19 protein-coding genes and 1 tRNA gene are annotated in these 20,566 nt (G+C 73.0%); 6 read left to right on the plus strand and 14 right to left on the minus strand.

Annotation, left to right across the window (positions count from 1 at the left end):
* The first annotated feature begins 168 nt into the window (after positions 1–168).
* Both ACI79P_RS20495 and ACI79P_RS20500 read left to right on the plus strand, forming a co-directional pair.
* Positions 169–606: a universal stress protein gene (locus ACI79P_RS20495; protein ID WP_456582908.1), complete on the plus strand. Its 438-nt coding sequence runs from the start codon at positions 169–171 to the stop codon at positions 604–606.
* On the plus strand, positions 606–2,117 hold the full coding sequence (locus ACI79P_RS20500) for an alanine/glycine:cation symporter family protein (protein ID WP_456582909.1): 1,512 nt from the start codon (positions 606–608) through the stop codon (positions 2,115–2,117). The genes ACI79P_RS20495 and ACI79P_RS20500 overlap by 1 nt, the downstream gene beginning before the upstream one ends.
* Before the next feature lie 37 nt (positions 2,118–2,154).
* Here the strand turns inward: ACI79P_RS20500 and ACI79P_RS20505 are convergent, their stop codons facing one another.
* The 5 genes from ACI79P_RS20505 to ACI79P_RS20525 are packed head-to-tail and all read right to left on the minus strand — an operon-like array spanning position 2,155 to position 8,113.
* The gene (locus tag ACI79P_RS20505; protein ID WP_456582910.1) at positions 2,155–2,847 is read right to left on the minus strand and encodes a trimeric intracellular cation channel family protein; all 693 of its coding nucleotides are present in this window, start codon (positions 2,845–2,847) and stop codon (positions 2,155–2,157) included.
* Between the two features lie 37 nt (positions 2,848–2,884).
* Positions 2,885–3,517 (minus strand): TetR/AcrR family transcriptional regulator, encoded by a 633-nt coding sequence (locus tag ACI79P_RS20510; protein WP_456582911.1) that lies wholly within the window; start codon positions 3,515–3,517, stop codon positions 2,885–2,887.
* Between the two features lie 12 nt (positions 3,518–3,529).
* Positions 3,530–5,695, minus strand: coding sequence for a 3-hydroxyacyl-CoA dehydrogenase NAD-binding domain-containing protein (locus ACI79P_RS20515; protein WP_456582912.1), 2,166 nt, complete (start codon positions 5,693–5,695; stop codon positions 3,530–3,532).
* A gap of 11 nt (positions 5,696–5,706) precedes the next feature.
* Positions 5,707–6,921, minus strand: coding sequence for an acetyl-CoA C-acetyltransferase (locus ACI79P_RS20520; protein WP_456582913.1), 1,215 nt, complete (start codon positions 6,919–6,921; stop codon positions 5,707–5,709).
* Between the two features lie 49 nt (positions 6,922–6,970).
* Positions 6,971–8,113 carry an acyl-CoA dehydrogenase family protein gene (locus ACI79P_RS20525; protein ID WP_456582914.1) on the minus strand — a complete coding sequence of 381 codons (1,143 nt, stop codon included), beginning with the start codon at positions 8,111–8,113 and terminating at the stop codon, positions 6,971–6,973.
* A gap of 126 nt (positions 8,114–8,239) precedes the next feature.
* On the opposite strand from ACI79P_RS20525, the gene ACI79P_RS20530 reads away from it, so the two are divergent.
* Together ACI79P_RS20530 and ACI79P_RS20535 are read left to right on the plus strand one after the other, a co-directional pair.
* On the plus strand, positions 8,240–10,030 hold the full coding sequence (locus tag ACI79P_RS20530) for an AMP-dependent synthetase/ligase (RefSeq protein ID WP_456582915.1): 1,791 nt from the start codon (positions 8,240–8,242) through the stop codon (positions 10,028–10,030).
* 141 nt (positions 10,031–10,171) lie between these two features.
* Complete coding sequence (locus tag ACI79P_RS20535) at positions 10,172–10,414, plus strand: hypothetical protein (RefSeq protein WP_456582916.1); 243 nt, start codon at positions 10,172–10,174, stop codon at positions 10,412–10,414.
* 100 nt (positions 10,415–10,514) lie between these two features.
* Here the strand turns inward: ACI79P_RS20535 and ACI79P_RS20540 are convergent, their stop codons facing one another.
* The 4 genes from ACI79P_RS20540 to ACI79P_RS20555 all read right to left on the minus strand — a co-directional run bounded on the left by ACI79P_RS20540 (position 10,515) and on the right by ACI79P_RS20555 (position 13,592).
* A complete protein-coding gene (locus ACI79P_RS20540) occupies positions 10,515–10,799 on the minus strand; it encodes a ubiquitin-like small modifier protein 1 (protein ID WP_456582917.1) in 285 nt (94 codons plus the stop codon).
* An 11-nt stretch (positions 10,800–10,810) separates the two neighbouring features.
* Complete coding sequence (locus tag ACI79P_RS20545; protein WP_456582918.1) at positions 10,811–11,890, minus strand: exo-alpha-sialidase; 1,080 nt, start codon at positions 11,888–11,890, stop codon at positions 10,811–10,813.
* Between the two features lie 69 nt (positions 11,891–11,959).
* The gene (locus ACI79P_RS20550) at positions 11,960–12,358 is read right to left on the minus strand and encodes a hypothetical protein (RefSeq protein WP_456582919.1); all 399 of its coding nucleotides are present in this window, start codon (positions 12,356–12,358) and stop codon (positions 11,960–11,962) included.
* Between the two features lie 64 nt (positions 12,359–12,422).
* On the minus strand, positions 12,423–13,592 hold the full coding sequence (locus tag ACI79P_RS20555) for a L,D-transpeptidase (protein WP_456582920.1): 1,170 nt from the start codon (positions 13,590–13,592) through the stop codon (positions 12,423–12,425).
* 209 nt (positions 13,593–13,801) lie between these two features.
* Here ACI79P_RS20555 and ACI79P_RS20560 point away from each other — a divergent pair.
* Together ACI79P_RS20560 and ACI79P_RS20565 are read left to right on the plus strand one after the other, a co-directional pair.
* Positions 13,802–13,874, plus strand: a tRNA-Lys gene (locus ACI79P_RS20560).
* 200 nt (positions 13,875–14,074) lie between these two features.
* A complete protein-coding gene (locus ACI79P_RS20565) occupies positions 14,075–15,232 on the plus strand; it encodes an MFS transporter (protein WP_456582921.1) in 1,158 nt (385 codons plus the stop codon).
* Between the two features lie 57 nt (positions 15,233–15,289).
* Here ACI79P_RS20565 and ACI79P_RS20570 read toward each other — a convergent pair whose 3' ends face one another.
* The 5 genes from ACI79P_RS20570 to ACI79P_RS20590 are packed head-to-tail and all read right to left on the minus strand — an operon-like array spanning position 15,290 to position 20,348.
* Positions 15,290–16,534, minus strand: a complete 1,245-nt coding sequence (locus ACI79P_RS20570; RefSeq protein WP_456582922.1) for an ABC transporter substrate-binding protein — start codon at positions 16,532–16,534, stop codon at positions 15,290–15,292.
* The gene (locus ACI79P_RS20575) at positions 16,531–17,766 is read right to left on the minus strand and encodes a branched-chain amino acid ABC transporter permease (RefSeq protein ID WP_456582923.1); all 1,236 of its coding nucleotides are present in this window, start codon (positions 17,764–17,766) and stop codon (positions 16,531–16,533) included. The genes ACI79P_RS20570 and ACI79P_RS20575 overlap by 4 nt, the downstream gene beginning before the upstream one ends.
* Complete coding sequence (locus ACI79P_RS20580; protein WP_456582924.1) at positions 17,759–18,649, minus strand: branched-chain amino acid ABC transporter permease; 891 nt, start codon at positions 18,647–18,649, stop codon at positions 17,759–17,761. Before ACI79P_RS20580 ends, ACI79P_RS20575 begins: the two co-directional genes overlap by 8 nt.
* Entirely contained in the window at positions 18,646–19,557 is a 912-nt protein-coding gene (locus ACI79P_RS20585; protein ID WP_456582925.1) for an ABC transporter ATP-binding protein, read from the minus strand. Before ACI79P_RS20585 ends, ACI79P_RS20580 begins: the two co-directional genes overlap by 4 nt.
* Positions 19,554–20,348, minus strand: a complete 795-nt coding sequence (locus ACI79P_RS20590) for an ABC transporter ATP-binding protein (protein WP_456582926.1) — start codon at positions 20,346–20,348, stop codon at positions 19,554–19,556. The genes ACI79P_RS20585 and ACI79P_RS20590 overlap by 4 nt, the downstream gene beginning before the upstream one ends.
* Positions 20,349–20,566: the final 218 nt, after the last annotated feature.

The raw sequence follows: 20,566 nt of genomic DNA on the forward strand, positions 1-20,566 counted from the left end.
GTGGGGTCGCCGAGGGCGGCGACCCCACCGACGGGGCCCTCCGCCCGCCCGCGCGGCACGTGACACCGGCGTCCTGACCCCCGGCCGGCGGAGGCGCGCGCTCGACCTGCCGACCGGCGCGAACATCGCTACGGTCGCCCGATCATCCTCTCCGCCGGAGGTGGGCCCGTGCCCGAATCCATCCTGGTAGGCCTGGACGGCAGCGAGTCGAGCGGTCGCGCCGCGGATGCGGCGGCCGATGCCGCCCGCCGTCACCACCTGCGGCTCGTCGTCGCCTGCGTCGTCCCCTGGTCGCCCTACTCCTTCACCACCGCGGAGGAGAACGAGCGCCGCCCCGTGGAGAAGGAGCAGGAGGCCACCGCCGCCCGCGAACGCGTCCTGAACCCGGTCGTCGCCCGGCTCTCCGAGGCCGGCGACCTGACGATCGAGGGGGTCGTCCGGCACGGGCACCCCGCCGAGACGTTGGTGCGCCTGGCCCGCGAGCACGACGCCGCCTGGATCACCGTCGGCCGCACCGGGCAGAGCCGGGTGCGCACCCTGCTGTTCGGGTCGACGCCGAGCAGCCTCATCCAGCTGTCCCCCATCCCCGTCCTGGTGGTGCCGTGATGACCTCGCCGTCCGACTCGCTGCTGGCCGCCACCTTCGACGAGCAGGTCGACGGCTTCTTCGCGCCGATCTCCGAGTGGATCACCGGGATCGTCTTCTTCGCCGTCCCGCTGGAGTTCATCGACGAGGGCGTCGAGCTCCCGCTCATCGTGGTCTGGCTGGTCATCGCCGGCCTCTTCTTCACGATCTACCTGCGCGGCTTCCAGTTCCGCGCCTTCAGCCACGCGATCCAGCTGATCCGCGGCCGGTACGACGACCCCCGCGACGCCGGCGAGGTCACCCACTTCCAGGCCCTGGCGACGGCGGTCTCGGGCACCGTCGGCCTGGGCAACATCGCCGGCGTGGCCGTGGCGATCTCCCTGGGCGGGCCGGGCGCCACGCTCTGGATGATCGTCGCGGGCCTGCTCGGCATGTGCACCAAGGGCGTCGAGTGCACGCTCGGGGTGAAGTACCGCAACGTCTACCCGGACGGGCGGGTCTCCGGCGGCCCGATGTACTACCTCACCAAGGGACTGCGGGAGAGGAGTCCGGGGCTGGGCACGTTCGGCAAGGTCCTCGCCATCCTGTTCTGCATCTTCACCCTCGGCGGGGCCGTCGGCGGCGGCAACATGTTCCAGGCCAACCAGGCCTTCCAGCAGGCGCAGTCGGTCACCGGCGGCGACGACGGCCCGCTCGGGTTCGGCGCCGCCGGCGCGGTGTTCGGCCTGGTGCTCGCCCTCTTCGTCGGCGCGGTGATCATCGGCGGGATCCGCAGCATCGCCCGGGTCACCGACAAGCTGGTCCCGTTCATGGCGGTCTTCTACGTGCTCGCCTGCCTGACCGTGCTGTTCGCCAACCTGGGGCAGATCCCCGAGGCGCTGTGGGCGATCGTCTCCCAGGCGTTCAGCCCCGAGGCCGGCTACGGCGGCATCGTCGGCGTCCTCATCCAGGGGTTCCGCCGGGCCGCGTTCAGCAACGAGGCGGGCCTGGGCTCGGCGGCGATCGCGCACTCGGCGGTCAAGACGGAGCACCCGGCCACCGAGGGCCACGTCGCCGTCCTCGAGCCGTTCATCGACACCGTGGTCATCTGCACGATGACAGCGCTGGCCATCGTCATCACCGGCACCTACGCCGACGAGGCGAGCGACCCCGGTGTGGAGACGACGTCGGCGGCCTTCGAGACCGTCGTCGACTGGTTCCCGATCGTGCTGGCCGTCGCGGTCATCCTCTTCGCCTACTCGACGATGCTGGCCTGGAGCTACTACGGCCTCAAGGCCGCGACCTACCTGTTCGGCGAGTCGATGATCGTCGACCGGACGTGGAAACTGATCTTCTGCCTCTTCGTGGTCATCGGCGCCTCGTCGACCCTGGATGCGGTGATCGGCTTCTCCGACAGCATGATCTTCCTGATGTCGCTGCCGAACATCATCGGGCTCTACATCCTGGCCCGGGTCGTGAAGCGGGAGATCAACGGCTACCGCGCCCGCGTGGACAGCGGCGAGATCCTGCCGATGGCCGAGCGGACACCCTGAACCGCGCCGCGCGGGCCGGTGGTGGGTCCGGCGCCGGTCAGGACCGGGATCGTCGCCGGCCCGGTGCCCGGCGGAGGCGCCCCCGGGACGCCGGCCCCTCCCGCCGACGCGGCCGGCGCACCGGCGGGAAGGGCGCGTGCACGTCGAAGTGCACCCCCACCATCCGGATGGTGAAGCACAGCGCGGCGGCGCAGACCGAGGCGACCGGCCCGCGGGTGCCGAGGAGCTCCGCCACCACCACGGCCGTCGCCCCGACCAGCGCCGGCACGGCGTAGAGCCCGCTGGTCAGCACCGAGGGGACCTGCCGGATCAGCACGTCGCGGAGCGTGCCGCCGCCGACGCCGGTGATCGCGCCGACGATCACCGCCTGCGCGGGGCCGAAGCCGAGGTCGAGGGCCTTCAGCGCGCCGGTGACCGCGAACAGGCTCAGGCCGGCGGCGTCGAGCACGTTGATCGCCCCGTTGAGCCGCTCCAGGTAGGGCCCCGCGACGAAGGCGATCAGGCCACCGCCGGCGGCGACCGCGAGGTAGCGAGAGTCCAGGAAGGTGGCCGGGGGCAGGCTGTCCAGGAAGACGTCCCGGATGGTCCCGCCCCCCAGCGCGGTGATCATGCCGAGGGTGACCACGCCGACGATGTCCAGCCGGGTGGTGCGCAGCGCGGTGAGGGCGCCGTTGAGGGCGAAGGCGAAGGTGCCGACCATGTCGAGCACCAGCAGGGCCGTCGTGGCCATCGATCCGCGCCCCCCGAAGCAGCACCTGTCGAGGGCGTCAGCTTCTCAGGCGGTCCCCGCGGGCGGTGAAGGCCTCCACGATCGACTGCCAGTGCTCGACGTGCGGGCCGGTGCGGGGGGCGTCGGGCTGCAGCGCATAGGTCAGCGCCTGGCCCCGCATCGAGGTGAGCAGCACCTGGTAGACCGCCTCGGCCTGCGGGTGCCGCGCCACCTGCTCGCCGAACACCTCCATGGCCAGCATCCGCAGCTGCGCCCCGAGCCGGCGCTCGTGCGGGAGCAGCGCGGCGCGCAGCTCGGGATCGGTCCGGGCGGCACCCCAGAGCTCCATCGCCGCGACGAACAAGGTTCCGTGGAACCTCTCCCAGACCAGCTCCACCCCGAGCCGGGCGCGCGCCGCCGGGTCCGCCGGCAGGTCGACCGCGGCCTGGCGCACGCTGGCGCTGAACTCCTCGTAGAGGTGGTCGACCGCGGCCAGCACGAGCTCGGCCTTGGTGGTGAACTGGTGGGTCAGCGCGCCGCGGGAGACGCCGGCCCGGCGCTGCACCTCCTGGGTGGTGGTGCGTGCGTAGCCCAGCTCGACCAGCGCCCCCACGGTGGCGCGCACGAGCGCCTCGCGGGTGCTGGCCCGCCGTTCGGCCTGCGTCCGGCGCGCCGTCGGAGCAGCGGTCACCTCGGCGTCGTCTCAGACCGCCGCGGCGGCCCGCAGGCTGCCGGCCGGCACCGCCCGCTCCAGCAGGATCGCCGGCGGGCGGAACCGCTCGCCGTAGCGGTCGGCCAGCGCGTCGGCCCGGGCCACGAAGCCCGCGACCCCGCCCGCGTACTGGTCGACGTACTGCAGCACGCCGCCGTACAGCGGCGGGAAGCCGATGCCCATGATCGAGCCGATGTTGGCGTCCTCGACGGTCCGCAGCACCTGCTCCTCGAGGCAGCGCGCCGTCTCCACCGCCATGGCGAACAGCAGCCGCTCCTGCGTGTCGGTGAAGGGCACCGCGGCCGGGTCCTGTGGGTCGCGGGCCGGGAACAGCTCGGCGAGCCCGGGCCAGACCCGCTTCTCCGGCTGCCAGTCGAAGAAGCCCTGCCCCGAGCACTTCCCGGTGCGCTCGTGCTCGACCAGCGTGCGCAGCACCGCGACGCCGGGGTGGTCGTCGGTGGCGCCGGCCCTGGCCGCCTCGTCGCGGATCTTCAGCGGCAGGGTGAGGGTGACCTCGTCGAGCAGGGTCAGCGGCCCGGCCGGGAAGCCGGCCTGGAGCGCGGCCCGCTCCACGCTCATCGGCGCGACGCCCTCGGCCAGCAGTGCGGCGCCCTCCAGGACCAGCGTGCCGAAGACGCGGCTGGTGAAGAAGCCGCGGCTGTCGGAGACGACGATCGGCGTCTTGCCGATCTGCCGCACGGCGTCGTAGGCGCGGGCGAGCGCGACGTCGGACGTCTGCTCCCCCACGATCAGCTCGACCAGCGGCATCTTGTCCACCGGCGAGAAGAAGTGCATGCCCACGACGTCGGACTGCCGCTGCACACCGGTGGCGAGGCCGGTGATCGGGAGCGTGCTGGTGTTGGAGGCCAGCAGCGCACCGCTCGCGGCGTGCGCCTCGGCCTCGGCGAGCACCCGGTGCTTCAGCGCGGTGTCCTCGAACACCGCTTCCACGATCACGTCGCAGCCGGCGAGGTCGGCGGCGTCGCCGGTGGGGGTGATGCGGGCGAGGAAGGCATCCGCCTTCTCCCGGCTCATGCGCCCGCGGGACACCTGCGTGCCGACCAGCCCGGCGACGTGCGCCCTGCCCTTCTCGGCGGCCTCGGCGCTCACGTCCTTGAGGACGACGTCGACGCCGGCCTTCGCGAACGCGTGCGCGATGCCGGCGCCCATCATCCCGGCGCCGAGCACGCCGACCTTGGCGACGGTGAACCGCTCCTGGACCGCCGGCCGCGACCCGCCGCCGTTGATCCGGTTCAGGTCGAACCACAGCGCCTGGATCATGTTGGTCGAGATCTGCCCGACCACCAGGTAGACGAAGTAGCGCCCCTCGACGGTGAACGCGGTGTCGACGTCGACCTGCAGGCTCTCCACCGCGGCCGAGAGGATCGCGTAGGGAGCCGGGTACGGCGCCCCCTTGAGCTGCTTGGTGAGGTTCGCCGGGAACGCGGGCAGCGTGCTGGCCAGCGACGGCGACGACGGGGTGCCGCCGGGCACCTTGTAGCCCTTGGTGTCCCACGGCTGGGCGGCGTCCGGGTTCGCCAGCACCCAGGCGCGCGCCTTGGCGAGCAGCTCGTCGCGGTCGGCCGCCGACTCGTGCACCAGCCCCAGCGCCACGGCCTTGTCCGGCCGCACCTGCCGGCCCTGCAGCAGCAGCTCCAGCAGCGCCGTCGTCAGGCCGAGCAGCCGGACCGAGCGGACGATCCCGCCGCCGCCGGGCAGCAGGCCGAGGGTGACCTCGGGGAAGCCGAGCGTGACCTTCGGGTCGTCGAGGACGACGCGGTGGTGGCAGGCCAGCGCGATCTCCAGGCCACCGCCGAGCGCGGCGCCGTTGATCGCTGCGGCGACCGGGACGCCGAGGGTCTCCAGCCGGCGCAGCTGGCTCTTCACCAGAGCCACCTGGGCGAGGACCTGGTCGCGGGTCTCCGGCGTCGCCTGGATCAGGCTGCCGAGGTTCCCGCCGGCGAAGAAGGTCTTCTTCGCGCTGGTGAGGACGACGCCGCGGACCGAGTCCCGCTCCCGCTCCAGCCGGTCGATCGTCTCGCCCATCGACCGCACGTACGCGTCGTTCATGGTGTTGGCCGACGACGCGGGGTCGTCGAGGGTGAGGGTGACGACGCCGTCGGCGCCGGACTCCCAGCGGATGGTGCTGTCACTCACTGCGGTGCTCCTCAGACTCGCTCGACGACGGTGGCGATGCCCATCCCGCCGCCGACGCACAGGGTGGCCAGGCCGCGGCGCAGGTCGCGCCGCTCGAGCTCGTCGACGAGCGAGCCCAGGATCATCGCGCCGGTGGCGCCCAGCGGGTGCCCCATGGAGATGGCCCCGCCGTTGACGTTGACCTGCTCGTGGTGGAAGCCGGTGTCGGCCATGAACCGCAGGACGACGGCCGCGAACGCCTCGTTCATCTCCACCAGGTCGATGTCGTCGACGGTGAGCCGAGCCTTCGCCAGCGCCTTGTGCGTCGCGGGCGCGGGGCCGGTCAGCATGATCACCGGGTCGGCGCCGGAGACGGCGGTGCTCACGATGCGGGCGCGGGGAGTCAGCCCGTTGCGGCGCCCCGCATCCTCGGTGCCGACGACCACCAGGGCCCCGCCGTCGACGATGCCGCTGGAGTTGCCGGCGGTGTGGACGTGGTCGATGCGCTCGACCCAGTGGTACCTGTTCAGCGCGACGGCGTCGAAGCCGCCCATGTCGCCGATCCCGGCGAACGCCGACGGCAGCCCGGCCAGCGACTCGACGGTGGTGCCGGGGCGGACCAGCTCGTCGGTGTCCAGGACGACCGTGCCGTTCCGGTCCGTCACCGGGACGACCGAGCCGTCGAAGTAGCCGTTCGACCAGGCCTTCGCCGCGCGGGCGTGGGACTCGGCGGCGTAGGCGTCGACGTCCTCCCGGCTCCAGCCGGCCAGGGTCGCGATCAGGTCGGCGCCGATGCCCTGGGGGACGAAGCCGGTGCGGGCGGCGGTCTCGGGGTCCATCGGCCAGGCGCCGCCGTCGGAACCCATCGGCACGCGGGACATCGACTCGACGCCGCCGGCGAGCACCAGGTCCTCGAAGCCCGAGCGCACCTTCTGCGCGGCGAGGTTGACCGCCTCCAGGCCGCTGGCGCAGAACCGGTTGATCTGCACGCCGGCAACCGTGTCGGGCAGGCCGGCCGCGAGGGCGGCGGTGCGGGCGATGACCGCGCCCTGCTCCCCGACCGGCGAGACGACGCCCAGGACGATGTCGTCGACCAGCGCCGGGTCCAGCCCGGGGTTGCGCCGGCGCACCTCGTCGATGAGGCCGGTGGTCAGGCTGATCGGCTTGACCGAGTGCAGCCCACCGGTCTTCTTGCCCTTGCCGCGCGGGGTGCGCACGGCGTCGTAGATGAACGCCTCGGTGCTCATGCTCGTGCCTCGGTGGCCATACGGGTCCTCTCGGGACGGGTGGACGGGCTCAGACGCCGAGCGAGCGGCCGACGATCTCCTTCATGATCTCCGTCGTCCCGCCGTAGATCGTCTGGATGCGCGAGTCGAGGAACGCCTTGGCGACCGGGTACTCGAGCATGTAGCCGTAGCCGCCGTGCAGCTGCAGGCACCGGTCGACGACGCGCTTCTGCAGCTCCGTCGTCCACCACTTGGCCATCGCCGCGTCCTCGACGGTGAACCGGCCGGCGTTGTGCTCGTGGATCGCCTTCTCGAGGTAGGTCTCGGCGATCGACACCTCGGTGTGCATCTCGGCGAGCTCGAACCGGGTGTTCTGGAAGGACCCGATCGGCTTGCCGAAGGCGGTGCGGTCCTTGCAGTACCGGACGGTCAGGTCGAGCACGATGCGCGCCGAGGCGACCGCGCCCGCGGCGATGGAGAGGCGCTCCTGCGGCAGGTTCTCCATGAGGTGGAAGAAGCCGTGGCCCTCCGTGCCGAGCAGGTTGGCCGCCGGCACCCGCACGTCCTCGAAGAACAGCTCGGCGGTGTCCTGCGCCTTGAGGCCGATCTTGTCGAGGTTGCGGCCGCGCTCGAACCCGGGCATGCCGCGCTCGACGACGAGCAGCGAGAAGCCGCGGGCGCCGGCCTCGGGGTCGGTGCGGGCGACGACGATGACGAGATCGGCGTTGATGCCGTTGGTGATGAAGGTCTTCGACCCGTTGAGCACCCACTCCTCGCCGTCGCGGCGGGCGGTGGTGCGCAGGCCCTGCAGGTCCGAGCCCGCGCCCGGCTCGGTCATGGCGATCGCGGTGATGATCTCGCCACTGACGAGCCCGGGCAGCCAGCGTCGCTTCTGCTCGTCCGTGGTGAGCCCGATCAGGTAGGGCGCGACGACGTCGTTCTGCAGCGTGAACCCCAGGCCGCTGGCGCCGGCCCGGCTGACCTCGGCGGAGAGGATGGCGTTGTAGCGGAAGTCCTTGACCCCGCCGCCGCCGAACTCCTCCGGCACGTCCATGCCCAGCAGTCCCTGCTCGCCGGCCCGCAGCCAGACCGAGCGGTCGACGACGCCGGCCTTCTCCCACTCGTCGTGGTGCGGGGTGACCTCCTTGGCGAGGAAGTCACGCAGCATCGCGCGGAACGACTCGTGCTCGGCCTCGTAGAGGGCTGACTGCACACCGACCTCCGGGAACTCACGGATCCCGGGCGGCCCCGCGCCGGGAACCCGAACATACAGACCGCTCGTTCTGTATCTTCGCGAGCCACGTCACAGTGTCGCGTCGTCACCCCGAGGAGCCCACCCGTGCAGGAGTACTCCAGCCCCACCGCCTTCGAGATCCCGGCCACCGCCGCGCTGCCCGACGCGGTGACCACCCACGCCCGCGAGAACCCCGACCGGGTCGCCCTCAGCCGCAACGTCGGCGGCGTCTGGGTGCCGGTCACCAGCCGGGAGTTCGCCGAGCAGGTTGCAGCGCTGGCCCGCGGGATGATCGCGGCCGGCGTCGGGCCGGGCGACCGTGTCGGCATCCTCGGCCGGACGAGCTACGAGTGGACGCTGGCCGACTACGCGATCTGGACCGCCGGCGCCGTCGGCGTCCCGATCTACGAGACCTCCTCGGCCGAGCAGGCCCAGTGGATCCTGTCGGACTCCGGAGCGGTCGCCGTCGTCGTCGAGAGCGCCGCGCACCGTGCCCTGGTCGAGTCGGTCCGGGCCGACCTGCCCGACCTGCGCGAGATCTGGACCGTCGACGCCGGCGACCTGCAGGCGGCCGCCGCCCGCGCCGACGAGGTGCCCGAGGAGGAGCTGGCCGCGCGCCGCGCCACGCTCACCACCGACACCCTCGCCACGATCATCTACACGTCGGGGACCACCGGGCGCCCCAAGGGCTGCGAACTCACCCACGGCAACCTGCTGTACGTCGCGGAGCTCGCCCCCAGGGTGATCCCCGCGATGGTGGCCGAGAACGCGAGCTCGTTGCTCTTCCTGCCGCTGGCGCACGTCTTCGCGCGGATCATCGAGGTCGGCTGCATCCAGAACGGCGCCCGGCTCGGCCACACCCCCGACCTCGCCTCGCTGCTGGCCGACCTCGGCAGCTTCCGGCCGACCTTCCTCGTCGCCGTACCGCGCGTGTTCGAGAAGGTCTACAACGGCGCACGGCAGAAGGCGCACGCCGGCGGCAAGGGAGCGATCTTCGACCGCGCCGAGCGCGTCGCCGTCGCCTGGTCCAAGGGGCAGGACACCGGCGGCCCCTCGCTGGCGGTGAAGCTGCAGCACGCGCTGTTCGACCGGCTGGTCTACGGCAAGCTGCGGGCGGCGATGGGCGGCCAGGTGGAGTACGCGCTCTCCGGCGGCGCGCCCCTGGGCGAGCGCCTCGGCCACTTCTTCCGCGGCATCGGCGTCACCATCCTCGAGGGGTACGGGCTCACCGAGACCACCGGCCCGGCCACGGTCAGCGGCCCGGACGCCATGAAGGTCGGCACCGTCGGCCGGCCGGCGCCGGGCTCGGCGGTGCGCATCGACGACCTCGGCGAGATCCTCATCCGCGGGCCGCAGGTCTTCCGCGGCTACTGGCACAACCCGGAGGCCACCGCCGAGACGATGCGCGACGGCTGGTTCGCCACCGGCGACGTCGGCGTGATCGACGACGAGGGCTACGTGACGATCACCGGGCGGATCAAGGAGCTGATCGTCACCTCGGGCGGGAAGAACGTCTCGCCCGCAGTCCTCGAGGACAAGATCCGCGCCCACCCGCTGGTCAGCCAGTGCATCGTCGTCGGCGACAACCGCCCGTTCATCGGCTGCCTGATAACCCTGGACGCCGAGGCGCTGCCCGGGTGGCTGGAGGCCAAGGGACGCCCGACCGACACCCCGCTGGCCGAGCTGGTCGACGACCCGGAGGTCCTGGCCGAGCTCCAGGCCGCGGTCGACCGGGCGAACGCGCAGGTGTCCAAGGCCGAGTCGATCAAGTCCTTCGCGGTCCTGCCGGTCGAGTGGACGGTGGAGGGCGGCCAGCTGACCCCCTCGCTGAAGCTCAAGCGCTCGGTGGTCATGAAGGAGTTCGCCGCCGAGGTGGAGAAGATCTACGCCTCCTGAGCAAGGACCCCGCCGGGAAACCGGGCCACCATCCCCACCCGCCGCACACCGCGCGAGTCGGGTGGGGGTGGTGTGACGGGTGCGGCGGACACGTGCCCGGCGGTGGTGGCGCAACCGGCCGCGGGCTCGGACTCTGGGCGCATGACGAGTGTCTACGCGTACGGCACGGCACACGCGGTCGTCATGGTCGGGTCCTTCGGCGCCGAGGGCCTCACCCCCCGGCAGATCGGCCCGGCGCACGCGACGATCGGGCGGGTGAACGGGCAGAGCCGCAAGGCGCTCTGCGGCGCCTTCGTCTCCATCGACGAGCAGCTCCCCTGGCCGCCGGAGGGCTACGACGACGCGCAGCTCTGCCCGAACTGCGCCACGCTCGCCGACCTCTGAGGCCGCCTGCAGGGTCCCGCGACGAGTGGAAGGACCCCGTCCTCCTCATCCCTCGCAGGCTCGGGACGAGCCTCGGGACGGGGCCGGGGGCAGGGGTCCTTCAACAGCCGCCGGCGACCGAGGGCAGCACCTGCACCACCGCGCCGTCGCGGACCGCGGTCGCCAGGCCGCCCTGCCAGCGCACGTCCTCACCGTCGACGTAGACGTTGACGAACCGCCGCACCGCGCCCGCCTCGTCGCGGATGCGCCGGCCGAGCACCGGGTGCCGGGCGGCCACCGCGTCCAGCACCGCGGCGAGCGTCGCGCCGTCCGGGTCGACCCGCAGGTGCCGCGTCCCCCCGGCGAGGTCGGCCAGCGACCCGGGAAGGACCACCTCCACGGTCATGCCGGCCCCGCTCACGGCAGCCGGGCCGCCCGCACGACGAGCACGTCGGGCAGGTGGTCGGCGACCAGGGTGAACGTCTCGCCCTCGTCGGCGCTGGCGTAGACGCAGCCGTCGCGGGTGCCCAGGTAGAGGCCGGTGGTCTCGTGGTCGTCGGTGCAGAAGGCGTCGCGCAGCACCGCCGTCCAGGAGCCGTCGGGCAGTCCGGCGCCGACCTCGGTCCAGCTGCCCCCGGCGTCGCGGGTGCGGTGCACGCGGAGCCGGCCGTCCGGCGGGACGCGCTGCACGTCGGCGACCAGCGGGACCACCCAGGCGGTGCCGGGCACGGTCGGCGAGGCGGCGATGGGGAAGCCGAAGTCGGCCGGGAGCCCGTCGGCGATCGAGGTCCACGACCCGCCGCCGTCGTCGGTGCGGAAGACCCCGAAGTGGTTCTGCGCGTACATCCGCGCGGGGTCACCGGCGTCGACGGCGACCTTGTGCACGCACTGCCCGTACTCGGGCGGCTCGGGCAGGAAGACGGCGCTGATGCCCCGGTTGTGCGGCGACCACCCGGTGGCGCCGTCGTCGCTGGCGTAGACCCCGCCGGTGCTCATCGCGACGGTCACCCGGTCGGTGACCGGGTCGGGCAGCACGGTGTGCACCGCGCCGCCGCCGGCCCCCGGCTCCCAGGTGGGCCGGTGCGGGTGGTCCCACAGCCCGCGCACCAGCGAGAAGCTGCAGCCGCCGTCGGTGCTGCGCCACAGCGACTGCGGCTCGCACCCGGCCCAGACCAGGTCGGGCCGGTCGGCCGAGTCCGGGCGCAACTGCCACACCCGGCCGAGCGCCGCGCCGGTGTCCTCGGGGAAGCGGATGGCCCCGTGGTCGGTCTCCTGCCAGCTGCCCCCGAGGTCGTCCGACCAGGTGACCGACGGTCCCCAGTGCCCGTACTGGACACCCGCCAGCACCCGGGGCGTGGCGCGACGGGTGTCCACGGACACCGCCGCGACCTCCTGCGCCAGCAGGTGCGGGCCGTCGAGCGACCAGGTGCGGCGGTCGTCCTCGCTGCGGGCCAGCCACAGCCCCTTGCGCGTCCCGATGGCCAGCAGATCGGTCATGGCACCCCTCCGGTTCGACGGTCCTCGGAACTGGGACCGCCGCGGGGGCGGGAACTGAGCGGTGGCGCGTCAGATGCGCGTGGCGCCGCCCTCGGGGTGGGGCTGACCGTCGGAGGCGACGTCGGGCGCCAGGCGCTGGGCCTGCGCGCGGAGCTCCTCGGCGGCGGTGCGGTCCTCCTCGGCGCGGGCGGCGCGCTGCCGGGCCTCCTGCTCGGCGAGCGCGGCGCGCTCCTGCACCTCGGCGAGCTCCCGGCGGGCGCGGGCGGCCTGCTCCTCGGCGAGCGCCTGCTCCTTCTCGGCCCGGGCGCCGCGGAGCTCGGCCTCGCGCAGGTGGTCGCGGGCCTCCTCGCGCTGCTGCGCCCGCTTGCGGGCCCCCGTGGTCCGCGAGCGCCTGGTGTACGCGAACGCCACCAACGCCAGCAGCACCAGTGCCACGACGACCAGCACGACGATCAACCACGGCTCCACGACGGACCCCCTCCTCGGATGCGACGGGGTGGTGCCCCCCGGGGATCTCGCGGAAACGCCGCTTCTACGCCAGCGCGCTGCCCTCGCGCCACTCCTCCCAGGGGACGGCCCAGTCGTAGATCGCGCCGTCGGCCGCCGAGAGCGTCGGGCCGATGGAATTCCGGATCTCGACGACGTCACCCGGCCGCGAGAACTCGAAGAACCAGGCGGCGCGCTCGGTGGAGAGGTTGATGCAGCCGTGCGAGACGTTCTCCCGCCCCTGCTGCGCCACCGACCAGGGCGCGGCGTGCACGAACTCGCCGTTGTCGTTGAGCCGGACCGCGTACTCCACCGGCGTGCGGTACCCGTTCGGGCTGTCGACCGGCGTGCCGTAGGTGCTGGAGTCCATGATGCGGTCCCGGTTGAGCTCGGTGACGACGTGCGGGCCGTTGCGGCTCGGGAACTCGGGGCCGCCGGCGCTCATCGGGAAGGTCTGCACCAGCTCGTCGCCGTCGTAGACCTCCATGGTGTGGGTGGCGGCGTCGGCGACCGAGACGTGCCGCTGCCCGATGGAGAAGGAGATCGAGCGGTCCTTCTCCCCCCACACGCCGTCGCCGAAGTCGACGCCGTAGAGGCTCGCGTCCAGGGTGACGTCGATCTCCGCGGGCCAGTACGTCGACGGGCGGAAGTGCACCTCGGTGTCGCTGAACCAGCTCCAGACGCCGTCGGTGGGCGTAGAGCTCGTGACCACGAGGTTGCGCTCGACGGCGGCCTTGTCGGCGACCGGCTCGGAGAAGTAGACGCGGATCGGCATCCCGACACCGACGGTCTGGCCGTCGAGCGGGCCGATGCCCGGTGTCACCACGGAGACCGGGTCCACCGTCGTGAACGACGACGTCGCCGTCGTGGGCTCCGCCGCCCCGCCCGTGGCGGTCGCGGTGAGCGTGTAGCCGGTGCCGTAAGCCAAAGGTGTCTCCGGCTCCCACAGCGCCGTGCCGTCGTCCTCGGCGACGTCGCCGGGCACCGGCGCCCCCGCGGCGTCGGTGACGGTGACCTGGTCGAGGTCCCCGCCGTTCACCGAGATCTCCAGCGGGACCACGGGCGAGACGTCGACCGCCCCGTCGGCGACCGCGAGCTCGATCGTCGCCGGCGCGGCCGCGACGGTCGGCTCGGCCGACACCTCGGCCTCCGACCCGGTGCAGCCGGCCAGCAGGACCAGCGCTCCCGTCGCGATCATCGTGGCTGTGCGTCGCACCTCGTCGGACTCCTCCCCCGGCCCACCCCGGACCCGGGCGGACTATCCCCACCAGTGTCCACGCACGTCCGACAGCCAGGAGTGGGATGCGACACGGGCACGACCGGCGGGTGGCCACGGGAACGTGGCGGAGAGCACCTGCCCCCGGCACCGGGCACGGCGTGGTCGCTGGTATCGTTCCTGCTCGTGCCCGGCTGCCCGGGCGCACCGCGCCATTAGCTCAATTGGCAGAGCAGCTGACTCTTAATCAGCGGGTTCGGGGTTCGAGTCCCTGATGGCGCACCGGGATCGACCAGCGGCTTCGCCCCTCGGGGCGGGGCCGCTTCGTCGTATCCGGGTTGTGGAGGCCGTTTCCCAGGGCCGCCGGCACCGCGACCGGCCCGGCGGCCACGGGGGCGCGCCGGCCGGCTGCCCCGCGAGGACTGCGCGACCACGCCCGCGACGACGGCGGGCCGGACGCGGCGGCACCGTAGGGTGCGCCGGTGATCTGGAAGCGCGCCGTGTTCGCGCTGTTCGCCGTCGCGGCGGGCACCAACGTCCCCACCCCGCTCCTGCTGGTCTACCAGGAGCGGCTCGGCCTCTCCGCCGAGGTGCTGACCGCGCTGTTCGGCTGCTACGCCGCCGGGCTCGTGCCCGCCCTCATGCTCGCCGGCCCGCTGTCGGACCAGCTGGGCCGCCGGCGGGTGGCGATCCCCGGCATCGTCCTCTCGGGGCTGGCATCGCTCGCCTTCGCCGCGGCCGGGGACTCCCTGCTCCTGCTCTTCGCCGCCCGCTTCGCCCAGGGCGTGGTAAGCGGGGTCGTCTTCAGCGTCGGGAGCGCGTGGGTCGGCGAGCTGTCGAAGGCCTCCGGGGAGGGAGCGGGCGGGCGGCGCGCCGCCTTCGCCATGACCGCCGGCTTCTCCCTCGGGCCGCTGACCAGCGGCCTGCTCGGCCAGTACGCCCCGGCGCCCACCGTGCTCCCCTACCTGGTGCACACCGTGCTCGTCGCGGTCGGGTTGGCCTTCGCCATGCGGTTGCCCGAGACGGTCGACCTGGTCCCCGGCCGACGCACCGGCACGGAAGGCACGCCGGATGCGCCGCTGGTCCGCCACGGCGACGGGCTGCTGCTGCTGAGCGTGCTGGCCCCAGTGGCGATCTGCGTCTACGCGTTCCCCTCGACGATCATCAGCGCCGTCCCGCTGCTGGTGGAGCTGCCGTACGGCGGGGTGGCGGTCACCGGTGTGCTGGCCGGGGTCACGCTGGGCGCGGGCACCGTCGTCGCCGGGCTGCAGCGCCGGCTGCGCGCGTGGACCGCCGTCGTCGGCGTCGCGGCGGGGACGCTCGGGTTCGGGTGCGCCGCCGCCTTCGCCGCCACGGGCGCGCTGCCCTGGCTGGTCCTCGCCGCACCCCTGCTCGGTGCGGGCGGGGGGCTCTGCCTGGCGGCCGGGCTGACGCTCACCGCGCGGCTGGCCCCGCCGGCCCGGCTGGGGGCGCTGACCTCGGTCTTCCTCTCCTTCGCCTACCTCGGCTTCGCCGCGCCCTTCGCGATGGCCGTGGCCGCTCGCGCCACGTCGGCGACCCTGCCCCTGGCCGCGGCCGCCGGGCTCGCCGCGCTCCTGGCCCTCCGGCTGGTGCCGGTCGCCCGAGCCGGGCGGCTGTAGGCGCACGCGACGGCGCCCCCTCCCCGGAAGGGAGGGGGCGCCGCTGGTCGTGCGGGGTCAGCCGGCGATGTCGGCCGCGAACTCGCCCTCGAAGGCGTCCTCCAGGACGGTGGCACCACCGGGCACGTCGGCCGGCTGGAGGATGAAGCTCTCCAGGCTCGGCGACTGGCCCACCTCGAAGCCGCGGATCGGGACGACGAGACCGCCGGTGTCGACCTCCTCCAGCTCCTGGAAGGCGGTCAGGACGCCCTCACGGGTCAGGTCACCGTTCTCGCAGGCGGCGTCGAGGACCTGCTTCATCATCTCGCTCATGCCGAAACCGACGACGACGCCCAGGCTCGGGACGGCGTCGGGGTAGGCCTCCTGGTACTGCTGGAGCAGCTCCGGGTGGGCGTCGAAGGACGACACCGGAGACGCCACGTACAGGTGGGTCTTCAGCCACTCGGCGGCCGGGCCCTCCAGCAGGCCGGGCGCGAAGACCGGGTTGCTGCCGAGGATCGGCACGTCCAGCCCCTGCGCCGCGGCGACCGTCGCGACCGAGGCCGTCTGGCCCGGGGCCACGGTCAGCGCGATGAGGTCCACGCCGGCCGAGTTGAACTGGGTGATCTGGGCGCTCATGTCCTGGTCGGTCGCCTTGATCTGCGCCTCGATCACCTCGAGGCCCTTGGCCTCGGCGACGGCCCGGGTGCCCTCGACGCCGTTGGCGCCGTACTCGCCCTCGAAGTAGATGTGGCCGACGGTGTCGCCCTCCTGGAGGAGCCCCTCCCGGAACAGGTAGTCGTAGCCGTTGGCGATCTCCACGTCGTAGGTGGCGCCCACGACACCCGTGCCCGGGATCTCGGTCAGCGTCTTGGACCAGGCCGAGGGGAAGTTGACGATCTGGTCGGCCTCGTACTCCGGGGCCAGCGCGGTGTTGATCGGCGACCCGATCGTCTGCTGCATGGCCAGGACGTTGTCCTGCATGCCGCTGTAGAGCGAGACGCCCTGCTGGGGGACGTAGCCGGTGTCCTGGACGTCGAGGGTGACGTCGTAGGTGTCGCAGACCTGGTTGTTCTCCCAGAACAGGGAGTTGGCGTTGGTGATGTCGTTGCCGAGCGCCGCGAAGACGCCCGTCAGGTCGGTGAGCACACCGAGGTTGATCGTCTCGCCCTCGACGCCGATGTCGGTCGCGACGTCGCCGGCGGCCGCACCGCCACCGCCGCCGCCGGAGGACTCCGGTGCCTTGGTGCTGCAGCCGCTGGCGGCCATGACGAAGGTGGCGGCCAGCATCGTGGCGCCGGCCGATCGCTTGCTGAGTCTCACGTGGTGCTCCCTTGGGCTGGTGGGTCGGACGGAGTGGGCTCGGTGGAACGACTGGGTGTGTCGGGTGGGCGCTGGGTCAGCCGACCTCCCGGACGGCGGAACCGACCGGAGATGCGGCGGGCGATGCCGGCCAGGCCGGCGGGCTCGAAGAGGATCACCAGGACGATGGCCGCGCCGAAGAGGAAGCGGGCCGCCTCACCGGCCGCCAGGCCCTCGCCGCGACCCACGAACGGGATCAGGTCGGCGTACCGCTGGAAGACCAGCGGCAGCGCGCTCACGAAGATCGCCCCGAGCACGGCTCCGTTCACCGAGCCGAGCCCGCCGAGGACGATCATGGCGAGGTACAGGATGGACAGCTCGAGGCCGAACGACTCCGGTGCGATGCTGCCGATCGAGAGCGCGTACATCACGCCGGCAAGCCCGGCGTACATGGAGCTGACCAGGAAGATCCGCGCCTTGTAGCCCTGGACGTTGACGCCCATCACCGAGGCCGCGACCTCGCTGTCCCGCTGGGTCTGCAGCGCACGGCCCGGGCGTCCGCGCAGCAGGTTGCGGGCGAACACGTAGGCGGCCAGCGCCAGGGCCAAGCCGAGGTACCAGAGCCGCTCGGCCTCCCGGAACGGCACACCCAGCACGAACAGGTCGGGATCGCTGTTGGCGAACGTGAAGCCGAACAGCGAGAAGTCCGGTGCCGCCCGCCCGTTGAAGCCGCCGGTGACCTCGGTCCAGCTGTTGAGCACGTGGATGCCGATGAAGACCAGCGCCAGCGACGCCACACCGAGGTAGATGCCGCGCAGCCTGGCGGCCAGGGGGCTGAAGACCAGCCCCGCCAGCCCGGCCAGGAGGACGCCCACGATCATGCCGATGATCGGCGGCAGGCCCAGCCCGCCCAGCTCGGCGACGCCGAGCCCGCCCGGCTCGCCGGAGACGTAGACGTAGCTGACCGCACCCACGGCGAGGAAGAAGGCGTGCGCCAGCGACAGCTGCCCGCTGTTGCCCACGAGCAGGTTCAGCCCGATCGCGCCGACGATCGCGCCGAAGGCGGCGAACCCCGTGCGCAGCCAGAACTCCTCCACGTACAGCGGCAGGGCCAGCAGGACCAGCAGGAACGCGACCAGCAGCAGCGGCCGCAGCAGCGACCGCAACCGGGAACCGCCACCGCCGGCCGACGACTCCGCGTCGACTCCCGACCGGTGCGCCCCCTGGGTCGCCGTCATCGTCGACTCAGACACGGGTCAGCTCCTTCGTCCCGAACAGGCCGGAGGGCCGGAACATGAGGACCACGATCATCACGATGAAGGGGACGACGGCGCTGAAGCCGCGGCCGAGGAAGAGCAGCTGGTCCTGGTACCCGGCGGCCAGCGCCTCGGCGATGCCGATGAGGAGGCCGCCGACGAGCGCGCCCCCCGTCGAGTCCAGGCCCCCGAGGATCGCGGCCGGGAAGGCCCGCAGCGCGACGGCGTACGCCGTCGGGCTGACGCCCGGGGTGGGCGAGCCGACGAGGAACAGCGCCGCGACGGCGGCGAGGACGCCGGCGACCACCCAGGCGAGCGCGGAGACCCGCCCCTGGCGGATGCCCATGAGCGCCGCCGTCTCGCCGTCCTCCGCCGAGGCGCGCATCGCGATGCCCCAGTTCGAGTACTTGAAGGCCGCGAAGAACAGGGCGATGAGGACCGCCGCCACGATGAAGGCGATCAGCCGGTTCTGGCTGAGCCCGATGCTCCCGACCCGGAAGGACTCCCCGCCCCACGGGTGCGGCACGTTCAGGATGTCCGAGCCGATCCGCCGGATCAGCTCGGTCAGGATGATGATGTCGACGCCGATGGTGACGATCGCGAGGCTGATCACCGCGGCACCGCGGAGCCGGTTGATGATCAGGCGCTCGATGACGAACGCGGCGAGCGCGGTGATGAGGATGCCCACCACGACGGCCGGCAGGAACCCGATCGAGTCCGACAGCCGCGCGATGGAGTAGGCGCCCAGCAGCAGCAGCGAGCCGTGCGTGAAGCTCACCACCTCGCTGGACTTGAAGATGATCACGAAGCCCAGGGCGATCAGCGCGTACAGCGCGCCCAGGGAGATGCCGTTGAGGAGCAGGGAGAGGAACTGGGTCACGAGGTCGCCCCTGGCGTGTCGGAGGGGTGGTGGTGGGCGGCGGCGTCGGCGGGGTTCTCCTCGTCGCCGGAGCCGAGGTAGGCCCGGATCACCTCGGGGTCGTTCTGCACCTCGGCCGGGGTGCCGTCGGCGATCCGCCGGCCGAAGTCCAGGACGGTGACGCGGTCGGCCAGCGACATGACCATCCCCATGTCGTGCTCGACGAGGACGACGGAGATCCCGAGCGCCGACCGGATCTCGAGGATGGCGTCGGCCATCCGGTCGGTCTCCTCGGCGTTCATGCCCGCCACGGGCTCGTCGAGCAGGAGCAGCCGCGGCTCCGTGCAGAGAGCCCGGGCCACCTCCACCCGCTTCTGGTCGCCGTAGGAGAGGACGCCGACGGGCGTGTGCAGCTTCTCCCCGAGCTCCAGGAAGTCGGCGATCTCGGCGACGCGGGCCCCGTGGATCTTCCCCTCCCGCGTCGCCCGCGGGAGCCGCAGGCCGGCGGCGAGGAAGCCGGCCTTGGTCAGGTGGTGACGGCCCAGCATCAGGTTCTCGGCCACCGACTGGGTGCCTGACAGGGCGATGTTCTGGAACGCGCGGGCGACGCCGATGCCGGCGATCTGGTACGGCCGCATCCGGTCCAGCCGGTGCTCACCGAACCGGACCTGGCCTTCGGCGGCCTTGTAGACCCCGGAGAGGACGTTGAACATCGTCGACTTGCCGGCGCCGTTCGGGCCGATGATCGCGTGGATCGAGCCGGGCGCGACCGTGAAGGACACCTCCGACAGGGCCTTGATCGCCCCGAACCGGACGCTGACGTTGTCGACCTCGACGGGCGGGATGTCCGACCGGATCTCCGACCCGGTGTCCGGCCCGGCGGCGGCCGGCCCGGCGGCGTGCGAGCCGGCGGCGTGCGGCGCGGTCATGCCGTCCACCGGGAGAGCTTCTTGCCCGAGGGCACCCGGACCCGCCGCTCGCCGGCCTCGCCGGCGCCGTCGTGACCGAGGTACAGCCGCTGGACCTCGTCGGTCTGGGACAGCTGCCGCGCGTCGCCGGAGAGGGACACCTCTCCGACGTCGAGCACGTAGGCCAGGTCGGCGACCCCGAGCGCCATCGTCGCGTTCTGCTCGACCAGCAGCACCGAGGTGCCCTGCCGGTTGATCTCGGCGATGACCTCGCCGATCTGGCCGATGATGCGCGGCGCCAGCCCCAGCGACGGTTCGTCGAGCAGGAGCAACCGGGGGCTGGCCATCAGCGCGCGGCCGATGGCGAGCATCTGCTGCTCACCGCCGGAGAGCAGCGCCCCCCGCTGCGAGCTCCGTTCCTTCAGCACAGGGAACAGGTCGTAGACCCGCTGCTGGGCCTCGGACTTCGCCGCCTTGTCGCGGTTGCCCATCCCCCCGGCGCGCAGGTTCTCCTCGACGGTCAGCCGCCCGAAGATGCGCCGCCCCTCGGGCACCTGCACGAGGCCGAGCCGGACGGCCTGGGCCGGGTCCTTGGACACCAGGTCGGTGCCGTCGAACCGCACGCTCCCCGACTCCACCCGGCCGCGGTGCAGCCGGAGGGTGCCCGAGATGGTGCGCAGGAGCGTCGTCTTCCCGGCGCCGTTGCTGCCGAGGACGGCCACGACCTTCCCGTCGGGGACCTCCATGGACACCCCCCGCACGGCCTGGACGGCTCCGCCGTAGGTGACGTGCAGCGACTCGATGCTCAGCACGAGGAGGACCTCCTTTCTGCGCCGCCGGAGGGCGCGGGAGCGAGCGTGCGAGGAGGGGTGAGGCGAGGCCTCGGGGCGGTCGCGTTCCCGGGCCGCGCGGCCGGCGCGGGCACCGCCGCCGCTCGCCCACCGGGGCGACGACGGCGCACGCGCCCCGGCCGGGGTGTGCGGCGCACACCGGCTGCACGGCCGGCGAGTGATCTGGCACACATGGGCCG

Source organism: Blastococcus sp. SYSU DS0510 (assembly GCF_054050835.1).

What these genes read in the sequence shown, in the direction of transcription:
- ACI79P_RS20500 (WP_456582909.1), top strand. Translation starts at nt 606, where the DNA reads ATGACCTCGCCGTCCGACTCGCTGCTGGCCGCCACCTTCGACGAGCAG.
- ACI79P_RS20505 (WP_456582910.1), bottom strand. Translation starts at nt 2,847, where the DNA reads ATGGCCACGACGGCCCTGCTGGTGCTCGACATGGTCGGCACCTTCGCC.
- ACI79P_RS20520 (WP_456582913.1), bottom strand. Translation starts at nt 6,921, where the DNA reads ATGAGCACCGAGGCGTTCATCTACGACGCCGTGCGCACCCCGCGCGGC.
- ACI79P_RS20535 (WP_456582916.1), top strand. Translation starts at nt 10,172, where the DNA reads ATGACGAGTGTCTACGCGTACGGCACGGCACACGCGGTCGTCATGGTC.
- ACI79P_RS20540 (WP_456582917.1), bottom strand. Translation starts at nt 10,799, where the DNA reads ATGACCGTGGAGGTGGTCCTTCCCGGGTCGCTGGCCGACCTCGCCGGG.
- ACI79P_RS20545 (WP_456582918.1), bottom strand. Translation starts at nt 11,890, where the DNA reads ATGACCGATCTGCTGGCCATCGGGACGCGCAAGGGGCTGTGGCTGGCC.
- ACI79P_RS20585 (WP_456582925.1), bottom strand. Translation starts at nt 19,557, where the DNA reads ATGACCGCGCCGCACGCCGCCGGCTCGCACGCCGCCGGGCCGGCCGCC.